The 21,431-nt window shown below is 63.4% G+C and carries 20 protein-coding genes and 1 tRNA gene; 9 read left to right on the top strand and 12 right to left on the bottom strand.

Translation table 11 applies throughout. From position 1 onward, the window contains the following. Nucleotides 1–234: 234 nt before the first annotated feature. The 6 genes from PSV38_RS13340 to PSV38_RS13315 all read right to left on the bottom strand — a co-directional run bounded on the left by PSV38_RS13340 (nucleotide 235) and on the right by PSV38_RS13315 (nucleotide 6,726). Nucleotides 235–576 (bottom strand): hypothetical protein, encoded by a 342-nt coding sequence (locus PSV38_RS13340; protein WP_300548173.1) that lies wholly within the window; start codon nucleotides 574–576, stop codon nucleotides 235–237. A 189-nt stretch (nucleotides 577–765) separates the two neighbouring features. Next, a tRNA-Thr gene (locus PSV38_RS13335) sits at nucleotides 766–841 on the bottom strand. Between the two features lie 46 nt (nucleotides 842–887). Next, nucleotides 888–1,895 (bottom strand): class 1 fructose-bisphosphatase, encoded by a 1,008-nt coding sequence (locus tag PSV38_RS13330; protein WP_300548171.1) that lies wholly within the window; start codon nucleotides 1,893–1,895, stop codon nucleotides 888–890. Between the two features lie 34 nt (nucleotides 1,896–1,929). Beyond that, nucleotides 1,930–4,602: an aminopeptidase N gene (gene pepN, locus PSV38_RS13325; protein WP_300548169.1), complete on the bottom strand. Its 2,673-nt coding sequence runs from the start codon at nucleotides 4,600–4,602 to the stop codon at nucleotides 1,930–1,932. 12 nt (nucleotides 4,603–4,614) lie between these two features. Continuing rightward, nucleotides 4,615–5,719, bottom strand: a protein-coding gene (gene prfB / locus PSV38_RS13320) for a peptide chain release factor 2 (RefSeq protein ID WP_300548167.1) whose coding sequence is annotated in 2 segments (ribosomal slippage) — nucleotides 4,615–5,637 and nucleotides 5,639–5,719 — 1,104 coding nt in all. Because the reading frame shifts where the segments join, the coding sequence is not laid out codon by codon here. A 59-nt stretch (nucleotides 5,720–5,778) separates the two neighbouring features. Then, complete coding sequence (locus tag PSV38_RS13315; protein ID WP_300548165.1) at nucleotides 5,779–6,726, bottom strand: alpha/beta hydrolase; 948 nt, start codon at nucleotides 6,724–6,726, stop codon at nucleotides 5,779–5,781. A gap of 185 nt (nucleotides 6,727–6,911) precedes the next feature. On the opposite strand from PSV38_RS13315, the gene PSV38_RS13310 reads away from it, so the two are divergent. From PSV38_RS13310 to PSV38_RS13290, 5 genes are read left to right on the top strand one after another with little or no spacing between them, the layout of a single operon-like run. Then, the gene (locus PSV38_RS13310; RefSeq protein WP_300548163.1) at nucleotides 6,912–10,109 is read left to right on the top strand and encodes an EAL domain-containing protein; all 3,198 of its coding nucleotides are present in this window, start codon (nucleotides 6,912–6,914) and stop codon (nucleotides 10,107–10,109) included. A 33-nt stretch (nucleotides 10,110–10,142) separates the two neighbouring features. Beyond that, on the top strand, nucleotides 10,143–10,976 hold the full coding sequence (locus PSV38_RS13305; protein WP_300548161.1) for a thioesterase family protein: 834 nt from the start codon (nucleotides 10,143–10,145) through the stop codon (nucleotides 10,974–10,976). Further along, nucleotides 10,969–11,583 (top strand): chromate transporter, encoded by a 615-nt coding sequence (locus PSV38_RS13300; RefSeq protein WP_300548159.1) that lies wholly within the window; start codon nucleotides 10,969–10,971, stop codon nucleotides 11,581–11,583. The genes PSV38_RS13305 and PSV38_RS13300 overlap by 8 nt, the downstream gene beginning before the upstream one ends. Nucleotides 11,584–11,591: 8 nt before the next feature. Beyond that, nucleotides 11,592–12,143: a chromate transporter gene (locus tag PSV38_RS13295; RefSeq protein WP_300548444.1), complete on the top strand. Its 552-nt coding sequence runs from the start codon at nucleotides 11,592–11,594 to the stop codon at nucleotides 12,141–12,143. Nucleotides 12,144–12,154: 11 nt separating this feature from the next. Next, complete coding sequence (locus PSV38_RS13290) at nucleotides 12,155–12,445, top strand: GNAT family N-acetyltransferase (RefSeq protein WP_300548158.1); 291 nt, start codon at nucleotides 12,155–12,157, stop codon at nucleotides 12,443–12,445. A 20-nt stretch (nucleotides 12,446–12,465) separates the two neighbouring features. On the opposite strand, the gene epsI is transcribed toward PSV38_RS13290, so the two are convergent. The 6 genes from epsI to PSV38_RS13260 all read right to left on the bottom strand — a co-directional run bounded on the left by epsI (nucleotide 12,466) and on the right by PSV38_RS13260 (nucleotide 18,414). Continuing rightward, nucleotides 12,466–13,167: an exosortase-associated protein EpsI, B-type gene (gene epsI / locus PSV38_RS13285; RefSeq protein WP_300548156.1), complete on the bottom strand. Its 702-nt coding sequence runs from the start codon at nucleotides 13,165–13,167 to the stop codon at nucleotides 12,466–12,468. After that, on the bottom strand, nucleotides 13,164–14,030 hold the full coding sequence (xrtB, locus tag PSV38_RS13280) for an exosortase B (protein ID WP_300548154.1): 867 nt from the start codon (nucleotides 14,028–14,030) through the stop codon (nucleotides 13,164–13,166). Before xrtB ends, epsI begins: the two co-directional genes overlap by 4 nt. Then, nucleotides 14,027–14,896, bottom strand: coding sequence for an EpsD family peptidyl-prolyl cis-trans isomerase (locus PSV38_RS13275; protein WP_300548152.1), 870 nt, complete (start codon nucleotides 14,894–14,896; stop codon nucleotides 14,027–14,029). The genes xrtB and PSV38_RS13275 overlap by 4 nt, the downstream gene beginning before the upstream one ends. Nucleotides 14,897–15,005: 109 nt before the next feature. Further along, entirely contained in the window at nucleotides 15,006–15,539 is a 534-nt protein-coding gene (locus PSV38_RS13270) for an FxDxF family PEP-CTERM protein (protein ID WP_300548150.1), read from the bottom strand. Nucleotides 15,540–15,645: 106 nt separating this feature from the next. Continuing rightward, nucleotides 15,646–17,010 (bottom strand): 3-deoxy-D-manno-octulosonic acid transferase, encoded by a 1,365-nt coding sequence (locus PSV38_RS13265; protein WP_300548148.1) that lies wholly within the window; start codon nucleotides 17,008–17,010, stop codon nucleotides 15,646–15,648. A gap of 12 nt (nucleotides 17,011–17,022) precedes the next feature. Further along, nucleotides 17,023–18,414, bottom strand: coding sequence for a phosphomannomutase/phosphoglucomutase (locus tag PSV38_RS13260; RefSeq protein WP_300548146.1), 1,392 nt, complete (start codon nucleotides 18,412–18,414; stop codon nucleotides 17,023–17,025). 144 nt (nucleotides 18,415–18,558) lie between these two features. On the opposite strand from PSV38_RS13260, the gene PSV38_RS13255 reads away from it, so the two are divergent. The 4 genes from PSV38_RS13255 to PSV38_RS13240 all read left to right on the top strand — a co-directional run bounded on the left by PSV38_RS13255 (nucleotide 18,559) and on the right by PSV38_RS13240 (nucleotide 21,311). Continuing rightward, nucleotides 18,559–19,101, top strand: coding sequence for a methylated-DNA--[protein]-cysteine S-methyltransferase (locus tag PSV38_RS13255; protein ID WP_300548144.1), 543 nt, complete (start codon nucleotides 18,559–18,561; stop codon nucleotides 19,099–19,101). After that, nucleotides 19,098–20,015 (top strand): DMT family transporter, encoded by a 918-nt coding sequence (locus tag PSV38_RS13250; protein WP_300548142.1) that lies wholly within the window; start codon nucleotides 19,098–19,100, stop codon nucleotides 20,013–20,015. The genes PSV38_RS13255 and PSV38_RS13250 overlap by 4 nt, the downstream gene beginning before the upstream one ends. A gap of 63 nt (nucleotides 20,016–20,078) precedes the next feature. Continuing rightward, entirely contained in the window at nucleotides 20,079–20,777 is a 699-nt protein-coding gene (locus tag PSV38_RS13245; protein ID WP_300548140.1) for a PEP-CTERM sorting domain-containing protein, read from the top strand. Between the two features lie 63 nt (nucleotides 20,778–20,840). Next, complete coding sequence (locus PSV38_RS13240; RefSeq protein ID WP_300548139.1) at nucleotides 20,841–21,311, top strand: MaoC family dehydratase; 471 nt, start codon at nucleotides 20,841–20,843, stop codon at nucleotides 21,309–21,311. Nucleotides 21,312–21,431: the final 120 nt, after the last annotated feature.

The raw sequence follows: 21,431 nt of genomic DNA, 5'->3' as shown, positions 1-21,431 counted from the left end.
CAGCGATCGACGCAATGTCGCCTCTGGTGAGTTCTCGACCAGAGGGGCCGCTGCACTATCTGGTGACGGGATTGAAGGTGATGGCATCGTGATGCGGATTATCAAGTCCTGACCGCCAGTGGTTGGCGCCGAAGTTAGCGCCAAATCCACCAGGCTTACTCAACTCAAGTCAACGACAGGCATCAGTCGGCCCAGACAATGCCCCAAGAGTCCCAAGGGCCGCTCAGAAGGGGCTCATGAGGCCCCTGGTACAACAACACGCCGCTTCTTGACCGTCACCACGACGGCCGCGCGTTGCTCGGTGGTCGGCTGGCGCACCACCGGCGCCCGCACGATGGCCGGCTTGGCAGACCGCAGCAGGCTCTCGATCCGGCTCTTGTTCAGGGTCTGGCGCATGTCGCCATTGACCTGCAGGTAGTTGCCGTCCGGGTCTTTGGCCAGCGCTCCGATCTCAATGCCGCGCCGGATGGTGCCCAGGAACTCCAGGTCATCACGTGGAAAGGCAAAGCGGCGCCAATCCTCGCCCAGGATGACCTGGTTGTTGTTGCCTTTGTGCTTCTTGGGGGAAGGCTTCATGTACTGCTGACTCTCGGCGGCGCACAGGTGACAGATGTCGCTCGCTTGATGGATTCACTCGCCCGGGCTGTGGAATCGCTTGTTCTTTTATGGCTCGTTTATTCGGGGATCTTGGCTACATGGTGGCTACATGAACCCCAGAAACAAAGAAGCCCAACCTTGTGGGCTGGGCTAAGTTGTTGTTTTCATTGGTGCCGGAGAGATGAATCGAACACCCGACCTTCTCATTACGAATGAGCTGCTCTACCGACTGAGCTACACCGGCAATCCAGACCAAAATTCTAGCATGGCTTTTCAGCCAGCTTACTTTCTCAGGCGCCTTGGTCCAGGTGGTACTGCGTCACCCGCGCCACTTCGTTCTTCGAGCCCAGCATCACGCTGACCCGCTCATGCAATTGCGTGGGCTGCAACTCCATGATGCGCTGCGTGCCGTTGGTCGACATGCCGCCCGCCTGCTCCACCAAAAAGCTCATCGGGTTGGCCTCGTACATCAGGCGCAGCTTGCCAGGCTTGCCCGGCTCACGCTTGTCCCAGGGGTACATGAAGATACCGCCACGCGTCAGGATGCGGTGCACGTCGGCCACCATGGAGGCCACCCAGCGCATGTTGAAATCCTTGCCGCGCACGCCGTCCTTGCCTTCCAGGCATTCGTCGATGTAGCGCTTCATGGGCGGGGCCCAGTGGCGCATGTTCGACATGTTGATGGCGAATTCCTTGGTGTCTTCGGGAATCCTGACGTCGCTGTCGGTCATCACCCAGGCGCCCTGCTCACGGTCCAGCGTGAACATGACCACGCCCTTGCCCACGGTCAGCACCAGGGTAGTCTGGGGGCCATACACACAGTAACCCGCGCAGACCTGGTCGGTGCCAGGTTGCAGGAAGCTGTCGTTGGTGACATCGCCGCCCTGGTGCTTGAGCACCGAGAAAATGGTGCCGATGCTGACGTTCACATCGATGTTGCTGGAGCCGTCAAGGGGGTCGAACAACAACAGGTATTCGCCCTGCGGGTAGCGGTTGGGCACGGCATGCATGTCGTCCATTTCTTCAGACGCCATGCCGGCCAGGTGGCCGCCCCATTCGTTGGCTTCAATCAGCACTTCGTTGGCGATGATGTCCAGCTTCTTCTGGACTTCGCCCTGCACGTTCTCGCTGCCCGCGGTGCCCAGCACATCACCCAAGGCGCCTTTGTTGACGCTGATGGCGATGCTCTTGCAAGCACGCGCGACCACTTCGATGAGCAGGCGCAACTGGGAAGGCAACTGCGCGGCGCCGCGCTGTTGCTCGATCAGGTATTGGGTCAGGCTGACACGGTGAGACATGGTGTGAGTGATGGTTGAAGTTTGAAATGGCCAATTAGTCTTGCAGCGCGCGCGTGACGATTTCGCGCACGTCGTCCGACAGTTCGGCTTTGGCAGCCACGCGGCTCAAGGCTTCACGGGCGGCCGTTTGATAGGGCTCGGCCAGGCGGCGCCAATGGTCCAGCGCGCGCGCCAGGCGGGCAGCCAGTTGGGGGTTGATGGCATCGATCTCGATCACGCGGTCGGCCCAGAACACATAACCAGCCGCATCGGGGCGGTGGAAGGCGGCAGGGTTGGCCGAGCACAGGCTCATCAGCAAGCTGCGCGCGCGGTTGGGCGTGCGCAAGGTGAAGTCCGGGTGGTTCATCAAGGCCTTGCAACGCGCAAAAACCTTGCCGTCCTTTTCAGGGGCGGCGGCTTGCAGGGCGAACCACTTGTCGATGACCAGGGCTTCGTCCTTGTACTGCGCGTGGAAGCGGTCCAGCGCGGCTTGCGCCAACTCGGAATGGCCAGACACCAGGGCGCTCAAGGCCCCCAGGCGGTCGGTCATGTTGGTGGCGTCCTTGTAGCGCTGGAAAGCCTTGCCGGTCCACAAGGGGTTGTTGCGCACGCTGGCATCCAGGCACAGCATGCTGAGCGCCAGGTTGGCCAGCGCGCGGCGGCCCATGCTGACGGCATCAGGCGTGTAGCCGCCGTTGTCGTGGTTGGTTTCATAGGCCCAGGCCCAATCCTCGTGCAAAGCCTTGGCCAGTTGCAGCTTCATGGCTTCACGCGCGGTGTGAATGCGCTGCGGGTCAATCACGTCAAGCTGCTCGGCCACATAGCTTTCGCTGGGCAGGGTCAGGACCAGGTCTTTAAAGGCTGCATCGAGTTCGGGGTTGCGCAGGATGCCGCGCAAGGCCTGCACAAAGCGCTCGTCCAGTTCGGCTTGTGCTTGGCCGTTCACGGCGGCCAGCAGGCGGCGCAGGGCCAGCTTTTGCGCGGCTTCCCAGCGGTTGAAGGGGTCCAGGTCGTGCGACAGCAGGGTGAACAAAGCGTCGTCGTTCAGCTCGGCTTCGAGCACCACCGGGGCAGAAAAGCCGCGCAGCAGCGAAGGCACCGGCTCGGTGGGCACGTGGACGAAGGTGAAACTTTGCTGGGCTTCGGACAGCACCAGCACGGTTTGCGGGCCGATCGGCAAGGCATCACCTTCCAGGTGCAGGAACAGGCTGCGGCCATCGTGCGCCACCAGGCCCATGGCCACGGGGATCACGTATGGCGCCTTGGTGGGCTGGCCGGGCGTGGGGTTGGATGATTGGCTGAGGTGCAGGGTGTAGGTGCGCGCCTCGGCGTCGTACTCCCCACGGGCCTGAACACGCGGCGTGCCAGCCTGGGCATACCAGTTCTTGAAGCCGCCCAGGCGCTTGGCCAACTCGCTGTCGGGGTTGGCGTCGGCCACGGCTTGCGCGAAATCGTCGCAGGTCACGGCCTGGCCATCATGGCGCGCGAAATACAGCTTCATGCCAGCGGCAAAGCCGGTTTCGCCCACCAGGGTGTGCATCATGCGCACCACTTCAGCGCCCTTTTCGTACACCGTAGCGGTGTAGAAATTGTCGATGGCCATGTAGCTGTCGGGGCGCACGGGGTGAGCCATGGGGCCCGCGTCTTCCGGAAACTGCACCTGGCGCAGGGTGCGCACGTCCTCGATGCGCTTGACGGCGCGGGCGCTGGTGCTGCCCGCCATGTCTTGGCTGAACTGCTGGTCGCGGAAGACGGTGAGGCCTTCTTTCAATGACAGCTGGAACCAGTCGCGGCAGGTGACGCGGTTGCCGGTCCAGTTGTGGAAGTACTCATGGGCGACCACGCTTTCAACATTGCCAAAATCAACATCAGACGCGGTGGCGGGGTTGGCCAGCACAAACTTGGTGTTGAAGATGTTCAGGCCCTTGTTCTCCATGGCGCCCATGTTGAAGTCGCTCACGGCGACGATCATGAAGCGCTCAAGGTCCAGGCTCAGGCCGAACCGATGTTCGTCCCAAGCGATGGAGGCCATCAGCGAGTTCATGGCGTGCTCGGTCTTGTCCAGGTCACCGGCGCGCACGTAAATTTGCAGCAGGTGATCCTTGCCAGCGCGCGTGCGGATGCGTTGCTCACGGCGCACCAGGTCGGCGGCCACCAGGGCGAACAGGTAGCAGGGCTTGGGGTGCGGATCAACCCAGACGGCGTAGTGGCGCTTGGCATCAATGGCACCTTCTTCCACCAGGTTGCCGTTGGACAGCAGCGCGGGGTACTTCAGCTTGTCGGCCTTCAAGGTCACCTTGAAGGTGGCCATCACGTCAGGGCGATCCAGGAAGTAGGTGATGCGGCGAAAGCCTAATGCTTCGCACTGCGTGAAGAAACCACCGCTGCTGGTGTACAGGCCCGACAGCTGCGTGTTCTTTTCAGGCGCGCAGGTGTTGCGGATCTCCAGCGTGAAGGGCTGGTCGGGTAGGTTGTCCAGCACCAGTTGCTGGTCTTCCACCCTGAACGAAATCGATTCACCATCGACCAGCACCCGGGTGAGGTTCAGGTCTTCGCCGTCCAAGCGCAATGAGGCGCCTGGTTGTGCCAGGTTGCGCTCCAGGGTCATCTTGTTGATGACCAGGGTCTTGGCCGGGTCCAGGTCAAAAGTCAGGTCGACCGTCTTGATCCAGAACGCAGGGGCCGCGTAGTCTTCGCGGCGAATCAAATGGGCAGTGCCTTCACGCATGGGTGTGCTTTCTCAAACGCCTTGTTTCAGGCTGGCCTCGATGAAGGCGTCCAGATCCCCGTCCAGAACTTTCTGGGTGTTGGAGATCTCGACGTTGGTGCGTAAATCCTTGATGCGGCTGTTGTCCAGCACGTACGAGCGGATCTGGTGACCCCAGCCCACATCGGTCTTGCTGTCTTCCAGCTTCTGCTGCGCTTCCTGGCGCTTGCGCATCTCGAAGTCGTACAGGCGCGAGCGCAGGCGCTTCCAGGCCACATCGCGGTTGCCGTGCTGGCTGCGGCCGTCCTGGCATTGCACGACGATCCCGGTGGGGATGTGGGTCAGGCGCACGGCCGAGTCGGTTTTGTTGATGTGCTGACCGCCCGCGCCACTGGCCCGGAAGGTGTCGGTGCGCACATCGGCCGGGTTGATGTCGATCTCGATGGTGTCGTCGATCTCGGGGTAGACGAACACGCTGGCGAAGCTGGTGTGGCGCCCGCCCGACGAGTCGAATGGCGACTTGCGGACGAGGCGGTGCACGCCGGTTTCGGTGCGCAGCAGGCCGAAAGCGTACTCGCCCTCGACTTTGATGGTGGCGCTCTTGATGCCGGCGGTGTCGCCATCGGTGAGGTCTTCAACGGTGGCCGTGAAACCCTTGCGCTCGGCGTAGCGGATGTACTGGCGCAGCAGCATGCTGGCCCAGTCGCAGGCTTCGGTGCCACCGGCGCCGGCCTGGATGTCCACGAAAGCGGGCAGAGGATCGGCCGGGTTGTTGAACATGCGGCGGAACTCCAGCGCACTCACGCGGGCGTCCTGGGTGGCCACATCGTCAAAGATCGCCTGCAAGCCGTCGAAATCGTTGTCGGCCTTGGACATGTCGAACAGCTCGGCGTTGTCCGCCAGGCCCGACTCCAGTTCGGCAATCGTCATGACGACGTTTTCCAGCGCTTTCTTCTCTTTGCCCAGTTCCTGGGCGCGCTTGGGGTCGTTCCAGACGGCCGGGTCTTCGAGTTCGGCGTTGACTTCGCTCAGGCGGCGGGATTTTTCATCCCAGTCAAAGATACCTCCGCAGGTCAGCGGTGCGCTGACCCAAATCAGCAATCTGCTGGCCCAGGGAGTTGATGTGTTCGATGTCCATGTTCTTGTGTCCGCAATCGGTTCAGGGGGCGCGCCGGGCGCCGAGCAAGGCGCATTTTCTCATGCGATGTCCTTGAATGGCGCATCCAGAAATTTGGCAATGTGGTCAGCGAGTTCAACGGGTTGGTCATGGTGCACCATGTGCCCGGCATCAGCGATGGTTTCCAGCGTGAAATTCGAGACTGATTTGACGCGCTCCAGGAACTCCTCCCGAGTGAATTTGCCGCTGAACAACCTGAAATAGGCGGTCTGGGCCGCTTCGACAAACAGCACGGGCATGGTGATGCGCTTCAAAAAGGCCTGCACTTCCTCGACGCGGTAGAGGATGGGCTGTGAGCGCTTGTGGGCCGAGTCGGCCTTGATGACCCAACGCCCCCCCTCTTCGCGCGCCCACTGCCCGGCCAGCCACAGGGCGAACTCGGGGCGCAGGCGCGGGTTGGTCGATTGCAACCTTTTGGCCACCCCTTCCACCGAGTCGTAGTCCTTCAGGCGGGCGGGCGCTTTGATCTCGTTCAGCCACTTGACGTAGCGGCCCGGGGCCTCGTCCGGCTGGGTGGCGGGCATGCCGAAGCCCTCCAAGTTGATCAGGCGGCGGATTCGCTCAGGTCGCACGGCGGCGTACAGCATCACCACGTTGCCGCCCATGCTGTGACCCAGCAGATCGACAGGTCGCTCGGGCGAGAGTTGGTCCAGAAGGGCGTCCAGGTCGCCCAGGTAATCGGCGAAGAAATAGCTGTCCCCTGCGGGCGCAGAGGTTTCGCCAAAGCCGCGCCAGTCGATGGCGACGATGGGGCGGGCTTCCCAGCCAGAGAGTTGGCGCAAGGCATCGACCATGAACTGAAAGGAGGCCCCCACATCCATCCAACCGTGGGCCAGCACCAACAGGGGTTGCTCGGCCGTCGCTTGCGCCATATCACCCCATGTCAAAACATGGTGGCGCAGGCCACGGGCGGTGAAAAAATGCGAATGCGCTTCGAACAGTGGCGAATAAACAGCTGGGATCGTCATGGTTTCGTGAATTAGTTCATGGATCAGGACCCCTGCCTGAGGGGTCGCGCAAGGGGTCATCTCCAGATGATGGCTCATGTCGCGATTTTTCACCTAAGCTGCCCAGTCCCGCCCCTTTCTCTGCCAATGTGAGCGCAACTGCCATCACCTCTTCCCCTCCCAAACCCGGCACCACTTCCCTGCCCATGCCAGCCCTCGGCCGTTTTGGCCCGCTGGCCCTGGCGGTGGCAGCGTTGGCGGCCATTTGCGTGGCCCTCATGGCCTGGTCGCACATGAGCTGGCGCGATTTGCAAAACCGTGGTCACGCTTTCGACACCTTGCTGGCCCAAACCCGGCTGGAGTCCCTGCGCAGCCAGTGGCTGGCCGAGCAACTGCTGGAGGGTAGAACTCACGACAACCACCAGCAGGTCAAGGCCCCTTTGAACGAGGCGGTTCAGGCCGCCACGCAATTGCTGCAAGCGCCCGCCCCCGCCATGCGGAACACCTTGCAGACCTTGCAGAGCCGTCTGCAGAACGCCCAGCAGTTGTTGAAGCAACGTCTGGAACAGCCCGAAGCCGTCCCGGCATCGCGGTTGTTGACGGCCATGGAGGCGGTGGACCAATCGGCCACGCAGGCCCGCGCGGAATGGCAAACGGTGCTCAAGGAAGAAACCCACGCCCAAAAGCAGATCGACCTGATCAACATGGGCATCGTCGGCCTGGTCACGCTGGTGCTGTTGACCCTGATCGGCCGCGCCCACAAGCAGCGCGAGGCCGCCACGCAAGCCCTGATGCGCCGCGAAGCTGAACTGCAGGCCTTTGCCGACGCCCTTCCGGATTTGGCCTTTCTGCTGGACAAGGACGGCCGCTACATCGAGATCTTTGGCAACCACTCATCGGCTTTGCTGGGCCGCCCGCGCGAACAGCTGATCGGGCAACTGGCGTCGACGTTCTTCTCACCTGCCAACATTGCCCTGTTCATGGGCACCCTGACGAAGGCGCTGGAGACCCGCCAGACCCAGACCTTGAGCTACCCCATCCGCATCATGGGTGGCCACCGCCATTTCGACAGCCGCTGCGCACCCGTGGGTGATTCCGACCGCGTCGTGTGGATGATCTGGGACGTGACCGCGCGCCGCCGCGCCGAGCAACGCCTGGTCCACATGACCCGGCTGTACGACTTCCTGAGCCAGGTCAACCAGGCCATCGTCTGGTCCACCACCGAGTCCGACCTGCTGACCCACGTGTGCCGCGCGGCGCTTGAACACGGTCGCTTCAAGAAGGCGTGGGTGACGCTCAGCGATTGGGACGGTGACGTCATGAGCTGCGAGGTGTTGCCAGGCAGCTCGCCCATGGACGCGATCATGCAGGCCTTTGATGGCTTTCTGCCCAGCCTGGAGACCGACGCCCCGATGGACCGGGCCATGCACGAAGGCCGCATCTTCCACACGGCCGATTTGTCGCAAGTGCCCAACCGTCCGCCCTGGGCCGACGAGGCCCTGAGCCTGGGCCTGAAAGGCTGCGCCATCATCCCGCTGCGCCGCGACATGCAGTTGATGGGGCATTTGTTCCTGCTCGACAAGCAATTGAACGCCCAGGACCAGGACGAGCGTGCCCTGTTTGAAGACGTGGCCAGCGACCTGGGTTTTGCCCTCACCAACCTGCACCGCGAGTCCCTGCGCGAGCTGGCAGAAGAGCGCATCCGCCTGCACGCCGCCGCACTGGAAAGCACGCGCGATGGCATGGTCGTGCTCAACCGCGACCGCATCCTGGTGTCCATCAACCCCGCCTTCACCGACATCACCGGCTACACCGAGGACGATGTGCTGGGCCACGGCGCCGACTTCCTCTTCCCCGACAACCCGCACGACGTGATCAGCGAAATCCGCAAGAGCCTGCTGACCGAGTCCAGCTGGCAAGGCGAGGTTTGGAGCCAGCGCAAGGGCGGTGAGCTGTTCATGACCAAGCTGTCGGTCAGTTCGGTGCGCAATCCGTCGGGCAGACCCAGCCATTTTGTGTGCGTGATGACCGACATCACCCAGCTCAAGCAAACCGAAGAGCGCCTGGCGCGCATGGCCCACTTCGACACCCTGACCGAGTTGCCCAACCGCGCCATGATCCACGAGCGCCTGGCCCACGCGGTGAGCCTGGCCGAGCGCCACCGTACCCTGGTGGGCGTGGTGTTTGTGGATCTGGACAACTTCAAAACAGTGAACGACGGCCTGGGCCACGCCGCTGGCGACAACCTGCTGCAGCAGGTGGCCCAGCGCCTGAGCCAACGCGTGCGCCAGGAAGACACCCTGGGTCGATTGGGCGGCGACGAGTTCATCCTGGTGCTGGAGCACCTGCGCCATCCGCAGCAGGCTGCGCATGTGGCGCAAGCCATTCTGGACACCCTGAACGAGCCCTTCACCCTGGACAGCGGCCAGCAGGTCTACGTGCGTGCCAGCATCGGCATCAGCATGTACCCGGACGACGGCATCGACGCCGCCGAATTGATCCGCGACGCCGACGCCGCCATGTACGAGTCCAAGCGCCGGGGCCGCAATAACTTCAGCTTCTACACCAGCTCCTTCACCACCGACGCCACCAGCCGCCTGCACATGGAAACGCGCCTGCGCCGCGCGGTCGAGCATGGCGAGTTCGTGCTGCACTACCAACCGCTGGTGCGCCTGACCGACCGCAAGGTGGTCGCGCTGGAAGCCCTGGTCCGACTGAAAACACCAGAAGGCGCGCTGGAAACCTTGCCCCCCATCGGCCCCGACGAGTTCATCCCCGTGATGGAAGACACCGGCATGATCGTGGCGCTGGGCGAATGGGTGCTCAACGAAGCCTGCCGCCAGGGCAAAGCCTGGCTGGACGGCGGCATCGACTTCGGCCGCATCTCGGTCAACCTGTCGCCCAGCGAAGTGCGCCGTGGTGGTGTGGTTGAACGCGTCTCGCGCATCCTGAACCGCACCGGCCTGCCTGCTCATCGGCTGGAGCTGGAGATCACCGAAAGCGGTCTGATGGAATCCAGCGTGGGCGCCGAGCAGTTCCTGCACATGCTGCACGCGCTGGGTGTGTCCCTGTCGATCGACGACTTCGGCACGGGCTATTCATCGCTGGCCTACCTCAAGCGCTTCCCGGTGCACCAACTCAAAATCGACCGCAGCTTCATCCAGGACCTGCCTGGCAACAGCAGCGATGCCCAACTGGTGCAGACCATGATCTCGCTGGCCCGGGGCATGAACCTCAACGTCGTGGCCGAAGGCGTCGAGATGCCCGACCAGGAGGCTTTCTTGTGCGCGCTGGGCTGTGACATCGCCCAAGGCTACCTGTTCAGCCGCCCGGTGCCCCCGGAGCAAATCGAGGTGATTTTTCAACAGGCGGAAGCCAGCAAAAAAAGCACGATCGTTCGATAATAGCGCATCACAGCAGCGCCAAGGTCACGATTCATGTCCACTGAACTCACCGCCATCACACCACTGGCCAGCCTGTTGGCCGCCCGCAGCGTCCAGGGCCAGCGGGTCACTTTTCAGGTGACCGAGGATTGGCAGCAAGGCCGCACCCTGTTCGGAGGCCTGCTGTCAGCGCTGTCCGTGCAAGCCATGCGCGACGTGTGCGGTGCGGACTGGCCCCTTCGGGCCCTGCAAACCAATTTCGTCGGCCCGGTCAGCCTGGCGCCTTTTCAGGTTGAGGTCTCGTTGCTGCGCCAGGGCAAAAACGTTCGCCAAGTCAAAGCAATGGTGCTGCAAGCCGACGCCCAGGGCGTGGAGCAGGTGTGCGGCATCCTGTTGGGGGTGTTCGGCACGGGCCGCGCTTCCAACCTGCCCACGCGCCAGCCTGCCCAGCCCCCCGTGCCCGTGAGCGCCGAAGCCGCCACTTCCCTGCCCTACCTGCCCGGCCTGACGCCCAACTTCACGCAGCACCTGGACTTCCGCCTGGCCGAAGGCGCCTTCCCCTTCACCGGCGGCGGCGACTGGTTGACCCGTTACCACTTGCGCATGAAAGACAGCGCGGGCGTGGACAACGAGCTCATCGCCATCATCCTGACCGACGCCGGCCCCTCCCCCGCGCTCTCACAGGCCAAGGCCTTTGCGCCCGCCAGCTCGGTCTCATGGGCGCTGGAGTTGCGTCCAGTCACCGAAGTCGACCCCGACGGCTTGTGGCGCCTGGACCAGGACACCATCGCGTACGAAGAAGGCTATGCCAACGACCGCGCCCACCTTTGGACGCCCGACGGCCAACTGGCCGCCTTTGGATACCAGGTGGTGGCCGTGTATGCCTGATCCCGTCCTCGCACTCAGCGAGGAGGACAGCTGCGCCCGCCCCGCATCACTGGGCGAATTGTTCATCGCCTTCACCGTGCTGGCCTTGCAAGGTTTTGGCGGCGTGATCGCCATTGCCCAGCGCGAGCTGTGCGAACGCCGACGGTGGCTGACGGCCAAGGAGTTCGTCGAGCTGCTGGGCACCGCGCAAGTGCTGCCCGGCCCTAACGTCTGTAACCTGTCGCTGATGATCGGCGATCGGTTCTTTGGATGGCGCGGTGCCGCCGTCGCCCTGGCCGGCATGATGACCGCCCCCCTGATCCTGATGCTGTTCCTGGCCTGGCTCATTGCCTTGGTGCCGCACGATTCGACCGCACACGGCCTGGTGCGAGGGGCACTTACCGGCATTGCCGCCGTGGCCGCCGGACAGATCGTGGGCACCGTGCTGCGACTGGCCGCGCCCTTGAAGCAACACCCTTTGAGCCTGGGTGTCAGCCTGAGCTTGGCCGCCGCCGCTTTCGGCATGATGGCCTGGCTGCGCTGGCCGCTGGTCTGGGTGCTGCTGGGCCTGGGCGGTGCCACCTGCCTGCTCACTTACGCCGTGCTGCGGCGCCGCCGGACCACGTGAGCGCCGCCCTGTCTCCAGCGGCATCTCCTTTGGCCTGGGCGCCCGAGGTTTGGTGGGAGCTGTTCCAGCACTTCCTGGCTTTGTCCCTGATGTCGATTGGCGGCGCCATCACCTTGGTGTCGGACATGCACCGGCGCCTGGTCGCTGAAGCCGGCCTGTTGACCGACGAGAACTTCACCGCCGCCATCGCCCTGGCCCAGGCCGCGCCTGGCCCGAACGTGCTGTTCGTGGGCTTGATCGGTTGGTACAGCGCGGGCCTGGGCGGGGCCTTGACCAGCCTCGTCGGCGTCATGATCCCGTCCAGCACCCTGGCCTTGACGGCGTCACGCTGGGTCGCCTCGCGCCGGGACTGGCTGGGGGTGCAGGCATTTCAATCGGGCATGACCCCGGTCACCATCGGGCTGCTGCTGGCCACGGGCTGGCTGCTGGCGCCCTCGGTTCAGCACCCTGCTGCCTTGATGCTCAGTGCCGCCGTGGCCTTGCTGGTGTGGCGAACCAAAGTCCCTCTGATCGCCTTGGTCGCCTTGGGCGCGGTGTTGGGTGCCTTGGGCTGGGTGTAAGCTTTTCAGCCATGAACAACACCGCCACTCCATTCACCGTCGCCCACCGCCCCGAGGCGTCATGCTTTGAAACCATCGTTGAAGGCCAGCGCTGTGTGGCGGACTACCGGCGCAGCGGCGCCATCGTCCACATGACGCACACCTTGGTGCCATCGTCCCTGGAAGGCCGTGGCATCGCCGCCGCTTTGGTGAAGGCCGCGCTCGTGTGGGCAAAAGCCGAGGGCCTGAAGATCGACCCGGTCTGCAGCTACGTCCGCGTCTACCTGAAGCGCCACCCCGAGTGGCAATCGCTTCAAGCCTGACCCAATCAAACTTTAGTTCATCAAGGCTGCGGCGGAGTGGTCCGTGCGCCAAATGCCCGCACGCGCATCTCAGGGCTCATGGCCCGCGCCAGTTGGTCGACAAAGCGCGCCTGCAAACGGTGGGCACCATCGGTGTCCTGGTCAATGCTGGACACGCGCACCAGCAGGCCATCCAACACCTGCCCGCGCAAGCCCGATGACAGCTGCCGAAACTTGAACACGGAATCGTCGGTCACCACGCCATCGCCCAGCAAGCGCCAATAGGTGATGGGCTCGGGACGCCCATCCATGTTCGCCTGCAAATGCGTCACCGGCAAAACCTGCCCCGCCGCCTCAATCAACGCGGGGGTGACGTCTTGCACCTTGAACCCACCCGCCTGGTAGCAAACCTCAGGCCGGTGCATTTGCAAGCCCACCGACTGCTGTCGACCATAGGCCACCGATAGCATCAAACGCTGCCCCTGTCCGTTGATGTAGGTGCGCTCCAGCACCTGGTCGTACATCTGAAACTGCTTGGCCTGGTCCACGGCTGGGCGCACAAACACCGAACTGGCCGGGTCCAGACGCCAATCGTCGAACTGACTGGGGAAAATGGCCTCCAGTGGCATCTGGGAGCGGGCGTCCATGGCCGCTTGCGTGTTCGGCTTGCCCACGGCGGCCAAACCCGCCACGGCCAGCATGCACGCGGCCAGCACCCAGGCTTTGGTGCGATTGCGGCTCATCGGCGGAACCTTTCGGGCAAGACCGCGCCCAGCACCCGATCGGCCCCGCCAATCAAGGCCAGGGCCAAGCCAAACAACACCAGCCCCGCAAAGTTGTGCAGAAAGCCCTGCCCCACACGATCACCAAAGTGGTAGGTCACCACCACCAGGATCATCACCCGCAACACATTGGCCACGAAGGACAAAGGCACCACCAGCACGGCCAGCAGCACATTGCGCAGCCACGATTTGTAGTTCATGAGGTTGCTGTAAAGCAGGCCCATGGCTTCAAGGATGAACATGGAGTGCAGGCCGGCACAGGCCTCGGCCACCAGCAGCTGATATTGGCCCACGGTGATCACCACGCCCACATGCCCGACCGGGTAACCGGCCCAGCCCAGCACCGTGCTGGCCACCACCGAGACGGCCTCTTTCAAGGGCCCGGTCACCACCACGATGGCGGAAAACGGCAGCGGCACCACGAACAGCAAAAACAGCAGCACGAACCAGATGTGCCGCAGTACCGCCCAGCCTTTGAAGCAGGCCAGCACCGACACCAGGACGAAGTAAAGCGACAGGATTTCCAGCCGCAGGAACTGCTGGGTGCGGCCAAAGGCGTAGAGCGTCAAACCCAGCGCCAGAATCAGGATCGGCGACCAATCGGCGGGTCGATCCGGCAATGCGGCAATGGTGTTGGCCTGGCGGTAAAACAACCAGGCGGCGGCGCCCAGCAGCAGCACCTCGTGACCCTGGCTATAGGAGGACCACTCGCCAAACAGAAAATCCCACAAGGTCGGCAGGACCAGCGCCGCCAGGCCCATGCCCGCGATGAACCAGAACCGGCGGTCAGGGTCGGCGGTTGGCGCCAAGGTCAAACTGTTCACTGAGTCACAGATGCCGAGGAAGCCCCAGTCGGCGCGCTGGCCCCTGCGGCAAACTGGCCCATCAATTGGATCTTGGCCCCTTGGCGCAAAGCTTCCATGCCCTTGGCAACCACCTCCCGACGGCGCTGGTTGGTCAACACAGCCTGAATCGCCTGAGCGGCATCGCGCCGATTGATGGAGCCCAACTCAGTGCGCACCAAGGTGCCGATCACCAGACCATCCGGACGCTCCAACACCAGGGAATGGCCCGGCTCCAAGCTGGCAAACTGCTTGAGCAGAGCCAGCGGAAGGTTCTCGGCCCACTCCACCATCTCGCGGCTGGTGGCTGGCAATCCACTGGCGCGCACCACCTCATTGACCTCCGCCAAGCTGGCGGTGGCTTTGACTCGGTCGCGCCATGCGGGGGCTTCGGCGGGGCTGACCTTCACGGCCATCTCCTGGATCGTGTACTGCCGACGCTCCTTGAACAACTCAGGGTGCTCGTCGTAATAACGGTCGATGTCGCCCGCGTCAGGTGGGGCGGCCTTGTCGGCCAGGCGGTCCTGGTACTCGCGCGCCAGAATCTCGCGTTTGGCCAGCGCCATCGCCTGCAAGACCTTAGGGCTGCTTTCAAGCTTTTGCGCGCGCGCGGCCTGGGCAGCCAACTCTTGCTCGATCAGACCCTGAAGGACTTTCTCGCCCGCCGCCTGGCCCAGTTGCCCGGACAAGGCTGGTTGGCGCTGCAACACCGCCTGCACCTGGTGAACAGAGATCTCGTCCTCGTTGACCAGCGCCACGACCTGGCCATCGGCTGGAGCTTTGTCTGGCCCGCAGGCCACCAAAAGCACCATCAACAAGGACAGCACACCCAGTTTGAACACGCGCATAGGCCCAGACTCCAAGGTCTTTAAAAAATCATTATCAACGAGAGCGCTGTTGCATGGCCCCAAAAGAAAACGGGCCCGAAGGCCCGTCATCCCTGCTGACCCAAAGGCCTCAGCGAGCCGAGCGGCGGCGACGCACCATGAAGCCCACACCGGCCAGACCCATCAGGGCCATGGCGAAGTCAGCGGCTTCGGGGGCCGGCGAAGCCACGGGTGCCGTGGAAGCCTGGGCACGAATGGTGCCCTGGTAGGCGCCATAGCTGGAGAAGAACGTGGCCTTGTTGCCCACATTGACCGTCAGGGCCATGGTGTAGGCGCCTGCGCCCAGGCCGTTGAACGAGAAACCGTTGCTGGCATCGTTGTCCACCAAGGTCGAAGCCAGGGTGCCGCCAGACAGCGCCAGCTGGGTCACGTCCAGGTCACGGGTGAACAAGGACAGGTCCGTTGTCAGGACTGAACCGCCAACACCGCCGCTGGTTGAGCCCAGGGTGAAGGTGTAGTAGTCCGTGAACGTGCCCGTGCTCCAGAACGAATTGCTGAATTCAGTGTCGCCTGTGCCGAGCAAGCCCAAACCAGTGGTGACTGCACCAGCCTGGGTGGCCACCACCAAGAAGGCCGACAAAACGGCGGTTTTCAGTTTATTCAACGCGATGCCCATACATTCCTTTGCATGCAAACAAGGAGTTCGTTTACGTGTGGATACAGTGTGACCCACGGCGGGGCACCTTAACCATCCCGGGAATGAGGGGAATTCAAGTGTTTGACCCCTCCTTGGAAGCGCCCAAATGTAACGTGCTGGTCATGATTTTCGCCATTCGGCAAGCCGCGCCCCGGTGAGTGCCCGCAAAGTGCAAGGCCTGCACGGCCATGGCTTGGTGCTGGGCTGGCGCCATCAAGGTCAAGGCTACCGTCAGCCCCTCTGACAGGGACGCCACGCGAACGGCCGCCCCGGCTGCTTCGCTCAATTCGGCCGCATCGGCGAAGTTGAAGGTGTGTGGCCCCATCACCAAGGGACAGCCGCAAGCTGCCGCCTCTATCAGGTTCTGCCCCCCCAAGGGCGCGAAGCTCCCGCCCAGCAAGGCCACGCGGGCCAGGGCGTAATACGCCGCCATCTCACCCATGGTGTCGCCCAGCCAGACATCGCAAGCGAGGGCTTGTGCGTGGGGCCCGGTGGCCCCCCAATCGCTGCGCCGCGACAGGCTCAGGCCGCGTTGAGCGACCAGCGCGACCACCTCGTCAAAACGTTGTGGGTGCCGGGGCACGATCAGCAAGCGCGGCAAAGGCGTCTGGCCCATGCCATTTCGGGCCAGGTTGACCCAGGCATCCAGCAACTCAGGCTCTTCGCCTTCGCGGGTGACCGCAGCCAGCACCACCGGCCGCTCGCTCAGTGACGCCCAGGCTCGCCCTTGCGCTAGCAGGTCCGGCGACGGCGTCATGTCGAACTTGACATTGCCACACACATGGACGTGCTTCACCCCCGCCTGGATCAGGCGATCGGCATCGGCCTGGGTCTGCGCCAGAGCCATCGTCAGGCTTTCAGCGGCGGGGCGCAGCAGTGGCGCAAAACGCTGGGCTTGGCGCAGGCTCTTGGCGCTCAGCCGGGCGTTGGCCAGCACCATCGGTAGCCTTCGTGTCCGGCTCGCCTCCTGCAGATTGGGCCAGATTTCCGTTTCCATCAGGATGCCGACGGCAGGCCGATGCGCTTGCAGAAAGCGGTGCACGGCGCCTGGGGTGTCGTAGGGCAGCCAGGTTTGCACATCGCCGTCTTGCAATAGTGCCCGGCCGGCCTCACGCCCGGTGGCGGTGCCATGGGTCAGCAGCAAACAAAGGCCTGGCCATGACTCGCGCAAGGCGGCGATCAGCGGGCGGGCCGCCAGGGTCTCACCCAGTGACACGGCGTGCACCCACACCACCGGCGCAGCCGCCACACCAGCTTGAGTGTGCAAAGCCCACACGGCCTGGCGGTGGGCCCGGCCATACCAACCCAGACGTTGAAGCCAGTTCACCCGATAAAGCGGCTCCTGCCGCCCACGTCGCCACACCCGCCACAGGTAGGCGGGCACGATCACGCGCATCAACAGGCTGTAGGCCTGTTGCGCCAACCAGGTTTTGAACACGCGGTTGATCGATCAGTGCGCGCTGGCGCCCACATGGGCGTCTGGCTTCACCGCCAGGATGGCGGCCATGAATTGCTTCTGGATGCGGTCCAGCGCGGCTTGCGTCTGGCCTTCGAAACGCAGCACCAGCACCGGCGTCGTGTTCGAGGCACGCACCAAGCCGAAGCCATCAGCGAAGTCGGCGCGCAGGCCGTCGATGGTGACCACTTCGAGGGCATCCGGGAACTTGGCGGTTTCCTTCAGCTTGGCCACCACATCGTGGTGCTCGCCTTCGGCGCAGGCCACGTTCAGCTCAGGCGTGCTGTAGCTGGTGGGCAGCGCGTCCAGGATCTCGCTGGGGTTGGCGGACTTGCTCAGGATCTCGAGCAAGCGGCCGGCCGTGTAGGTGGCATCGTCGAAACCGTACCAACGCTCAGCGAAGAAGATGTGGCCGCTCATCTCTCCGGCAAAAGGCGATCCCGTTTCCTTGAGCTTGGCCTTGACCAGTGAGTGCCCGGTCTTGTACATCACGGGCACGCCGCCCGCTTCGCGGATGGCCTGGGGCAAGCGCTGGCTGCACTTCACGTCGAAGATGATCTGGGCGCCGGGCACGCGGCTCAGCACGTCGCGGGCGAACAACATGATCTGGCGGTCCGGGAAGATGTTGTTGCCATCCTTGGTGACCACGCCCAGGCGGTCACCATCGCCATCAAAGGCCAGGCCCAGCTCGGCGCCATGTTCTTTCACGGCCTTGATCAGGTCAACGAGGTTTTCTGGTTTGGAGGGATCGGGATGGTGGTTGGGGAAGTCGCCGTCCACTTCTGAAAACAGCTCAATCACCTCGCAACCCAGGGCGCGCAGGATGCCAGGGGCCGACGCGCCGGGGATGCCGTTGCCGGAGTCGACCACGATCTTCATCGGGCGGGCCAGCTTGCAATCGCCAATGATGCGTTGTGTGTACTCGGCCAGCACGTTCAACTCGCTGAGGCTGCCGCTGCCCGTGGCGTAGTCTTCGGCCTCGATGCGTTGGCGCAGGCCTTGGATGTCATCGCCGTAAATGGCCCGGCCACCCAGCACCATCTTGAAGCCGTTGTAATCCTTGGGGTTGTGGCTGCCGGTGACCTGGATGCCGCTGTGGCAGCCCTGGTCGCCCCGGGTGGCGGCCACGTAATACAGCATGGGCGTCGTCACGGCGCCCAAGTCGATCACGTTGATGCCGGTCGAGCGCAGGCCGCTTATCAGGGCTGCGGCCAGGCTGGGGCCGGACAAGCGGCCATCGCGGCCAATGGCCACGGCCTTTTCGCCCAGCTTGAGTGCTTCGGTGCCAAAGGCACGGCCCAGGTGCTCAGCCATGGCCACGTCCAGCGTCTTGTCCACGATGCCGCGGATGTCATAAGCCTTGAAAATGGAAGCGGTGACTTGCATGGTGATCCTTTGCTGATTTGAAATGATTCGGTGACGCAGACAGGGTGCGTGTTGGGAGGGATTCTAGAGACCCTGGACGATGGACCCGTGACGGATTGCAGATAGGATGCCAACTCGCCAGGTCAAGCACCCACTATTCAAACCATGTACACCGCGCAGACGCACATCGACTCGCCCCTCGGCAAGGTCTTGCTGGCGCGCACGGCGCAGGGTTTGGCCGGGCTTTGGTTTGTCGAGGGTCAGCGAGACTTCCCCGGCCAGCTGGACGCCCCACAGCACCCGCACGATTCGCTGTTCCATGAGGCGGAAATGCAGTTGCAACGATACTGGGCCGCCCCCACGGGCGCTGCGGACCATTTCACCATCCCCCTGGACTTGGTGGGCACGGCGTTCCAACAAGCCGTCTGGCGTGCTCTGCAGACGATCGCGCATGGTGAGATTTGCAGTTACGGTGAGATTGCAGGGCTTCTTGGCAATCCGAAGGCCAACCGTGCGGTGGGCATGGCGGTGGGCCGCAACCCCATCTCCATCATTGTGCCGTGCCACAGGGTGGTGGGCCGTGACGCCCAATTGACCGGGTACTCTGGCGGCATGCACCGAAAAATCGCACTGCTGACCCAAGAAGGACACCAAGTTCACCACCAGCGACTTCACTGCCCAACGCCCGGGCAGGAAGTGCTGCTGTGAAAGCACGCGATCTCCTGGAAATGCTGCTCCTGGCTGCGATCTGGGGGGCCTCATTCCTGTTCTTGCGCATGGCCGCACCGGTCGTGGGGCCGGTGGCGGTGGCCGCGTTGCGGGTCACCGGGGCCGCCCTGCTGCTCTTGCCAGTGCTGATGCTGCGTGGCGACCTGGCACGCCTCAAGCCATGGCTGCCCGCCCTGATGGTTTCGGCGCTGCTGGCCTACGTGCTCCCATTTTTGGGACTCAGTCAGGCCGCGCGCTCGCTGCCCGCCGGACTGCTGTCCATCCTCAACGCCACCACCCCGCTGTGGGGCGCGCTGGTGGGTTGGTGGTGGGCCGGTGAGCGCCTGTCCGCGGGCCGACTGCTGGGGCTGGCCATCGGCATTGGCGGCGTGGCACTGCTGGCGGCCGACCGCTCTCAGATTGGCTCGGGCGCCGCGTGGCCAGCGGTGGCGCTGTGCCTGGCCTCCACCCTGATGTACGCACTGGCGGTCCACCACGCCAAGCGCTACCTCAGTGGGCTGTCGGCGGTGAGCGTCAGCGCAGGCTCGCTGGGCTGCGCGGCCTTGATGTTGGCCCTGCCCGCCTGGTGGCTGGGGCCTCAGCCTGTGCAAGGTCCGGCTCTACGATGGGAGCAGGTGCCCGCTGCGACCTGGGGTGCCGCGCTGGGCCTGGCCGTGTTGTGCACCGCCCTGGCTTACTGGATGTTCTACCGCTTGATCGCCCGGGTGGGCCCCACCAAGGCCTTGACCGTGACCTTCCTGATTCCCGTGTTCGGCATGTTGTGGGGCCACTTGTTCCTGAACGAACAGGTCAGCGCCTCCATGATGGCCAGCACCACGGTGATCGTGCTGGGCACCTTGCTGTCCAGCGGTGTCTGGACCCCACGAAGCCTCGTCGCTCCTTCGCGATCCTAGGGATTGAGGATCGTTCGCATCAGTGAAAACATGATCGAAGACCGCACCCAATAGAGGCTTCTCATGAAGAAACTGGCAACATTCCTTGTCCTGAATACCGCGCTGGTGCTACCCATCATGGCAGCGCCCTTGGCTCAATGGAGCTTCAACAGTGACGATGGACTGGTCAGCACGGGCAGCCTCACCCCGACGATAGGTTCTGGCAGCTTGGCGCTGATTGGCGGCGCCACCAGCTTCTTCACCTCCGGCTCACCCAACGATCCAGCCACGTTCCCCCTGGACAGCTCTTTATCCGTGGGCAACTACCCTGCGCAGGGCGTTGGCTCCGGCACAACCGGGCTCGAAGGATGGGTCTCCACCTTGGGCTACGCCGATGTCATGTTGAGCTTTGACTTCAAAACCCAGCCCAGCGGCAACAAGTGGTTTGCGCTGCAAGCGAGCGACAACAGTGGCAGTTCATGGCTTGACGTCGCTGTGTTTGGCGTGTCGGCCGCTGACACCTGGTTCACGAAAACCTTCAATGTCTCCTCACTGCTGCCATCGGTGAACAACAACTTGGGCTTCGGGTTCAGGCTGGTCGCCGCTTTCAAGCCCGGCACCAATTTTTACGAAGCCAGTGAGGCTGGCTACAACGGCGATTTCGGACTGCAATCCGACCAATTGTCCGTGCAAGCCACCGTCGTGCCCGAGCCCACCAGCTTGTGGATGCTGGTTGGTGGATTGCTCACCTGTGGCCTTGCCCTGACCAAACGACGGGCGTGATGTTCTACGGTACGCTTCTCCATCAGGAGATGCCGCATGCCGACCACAAGCCAGATAACTTCCATGACACCCCGTTGGTTCTGGGAAGACCTGACGCCGGGCTTGACCATGACCTTCGGCCCCAAATTGGTCAACCGAGACGAAGTGATCGATTTTGCGCAGAAGTTCGACCCCCAGCCCTTCCACTTGAGTGAAGAGGCCGGCAAGGCTTCACTGTTCGGTGGCCTAGCCGCCAGTGGCTGGCACACCAGCAGCATGGTGATGCGCCTGATGTGCGACGGCTTCCTGCTCGATTCGTCCAGCCTGGGATCGCCCGGTCTGGACAGCCTCAAATGGCTGAAACCCGTGATGGTTGGCGACGAGATCCGCGCTGTGATGACTGTGCTGGCCAATCGCCCGATGAAGAGCAAGGCCCATGTAGGATTGACGCAGTCGCGCTGGGAAGGCATCAACCAGCGCGGTGAAGTGGTGCTGCTGCTGGAAAGCTGGGCCATGTTCGGGCGCCGCCATCAGGCCGAGGCAACCCCAGATTGACGCTTGGGCACACCTAATTTCCCAAGCAAAAAGCCCTGAGGCTAACGCATCAGGGCTTTGCAATTTTGGCGGAGTGGACGGGACTCGAACCCGCGACCCCCGGCGTGACAGGCCGGTATT

The sequence above is a fragment of the Aquabacterium sp. genome (assembly GCF_029946005.1).
GTDB lineage: Bacteria > Pseudomonadota > Gammaproteobacteria > Burkholderiales > Burkholderiaceae_C > Aquabacterium.
This window is presented reverse-complemented; position numbering and strand designations above follow the sequence as displayed.

Excerpts from the sequence above, each read along its gene's own strand:
- PSV38_RS13315 (WP_300548165.1), bottom strand. The coding sequence starts at position 6,726 with ATGACGATCCCAGCTGTTTATTCGCCACTGTTCGAAGCGCATTCGCAT.
- epsI (WP_300548156.1), bottom strand. The coding sequence starts at position 13,167 with ATGAGCCGCAATCGCACCAAAGCCTGGGTGCTGGCCGCGTGCATGCTG.
- PSV38_RS13290 (WP_300548158.1), top strand. The coding sequence starts at position 12,155 with ATGAACAACACCGCCACTCCATTCACCGTCGCCCACCGCCCCGAGGCG.
- PSV38_RS13310 (WP_300548163.1), top strand. The coding sequence starts at position 6,912 with ATGCCAGCCCTCGGCCGTTTTGGCCCGCTGGCCCTGGCGGTGGCAGCG.
- PSV38_RS13255 (WP_300548144.1), top strand. The coding sequence starts at position 18,559 with ATGTACACCGCGCAGACGCACATCGACTCGCCCCTCGGCAAGGTCTTG.
- PSV38_RS13340 (WP_300548173.1), bottom strand. The coding sequence starts at position 576 with ATGAAGCCTTCCCCCAAGAAGCACAAAGGCAACAACAACCAGGTCATC.
- pepN (WP_300548169.1), bottom strand. The coding sequence starts at position 4,602 with ATGCGTGAAGGCACTGCCCATTTGATTCGCCGCGAAGACTACGCGGCC.
- PSV38_RS13275 (WP_300548152.1), bottom strand. The coding sequence starts at position 14,896 with ATGCGCGTGTTCAAACTGGGTGTGCTGTCCTTGTTGATGGTGCTTTTG.
- PSV38_RS13305 (WP_300548161.1), top strand. The coding sequence starts at position 10,143 with ATGTCCACTGAACTCACCGCCATCACACCACTGGCCAGCCTGTTGGCC.
- PSV38_RS13260 (WP_300548146.1), bottom strand. The coding sequence starts at position 18,414 with ATGCAAGTCACCGCTTCCATTTTCAAGGCTTATGACATCCGCGGCATC.
- PSV38_RS13330 (WP_300548171.1), bottom strand. The coding sequence starts at position 1,895 with ATGTCTCACCGTGTCAGCCTGACCCAATACCTGATCGAGCAACAGCGC.
- PSV38_RS13245 (WP_300548140.1), top strand. The coding sequence starts at position 20,079 with ATGAAGAAACTGGCAACATTCCTTGTCCTGAATACCGCGCTGGTGCTA.
- PSV38_RS13300 (WP_300548159.1), top strand. The coding sequence starts at position 10,969 with ATGCCTGATCCCGTCCTCGCACTCAGCGAGGAGGACAGCTGCGCCCGC.
- PSV38_RS13240 (WP_300548139.1), top strand. The coding sequence starts at position 20,841 with ATGACACCCCGTTGGTTCTGGGAAGACCTGACGCCGGGCTTGACCATG.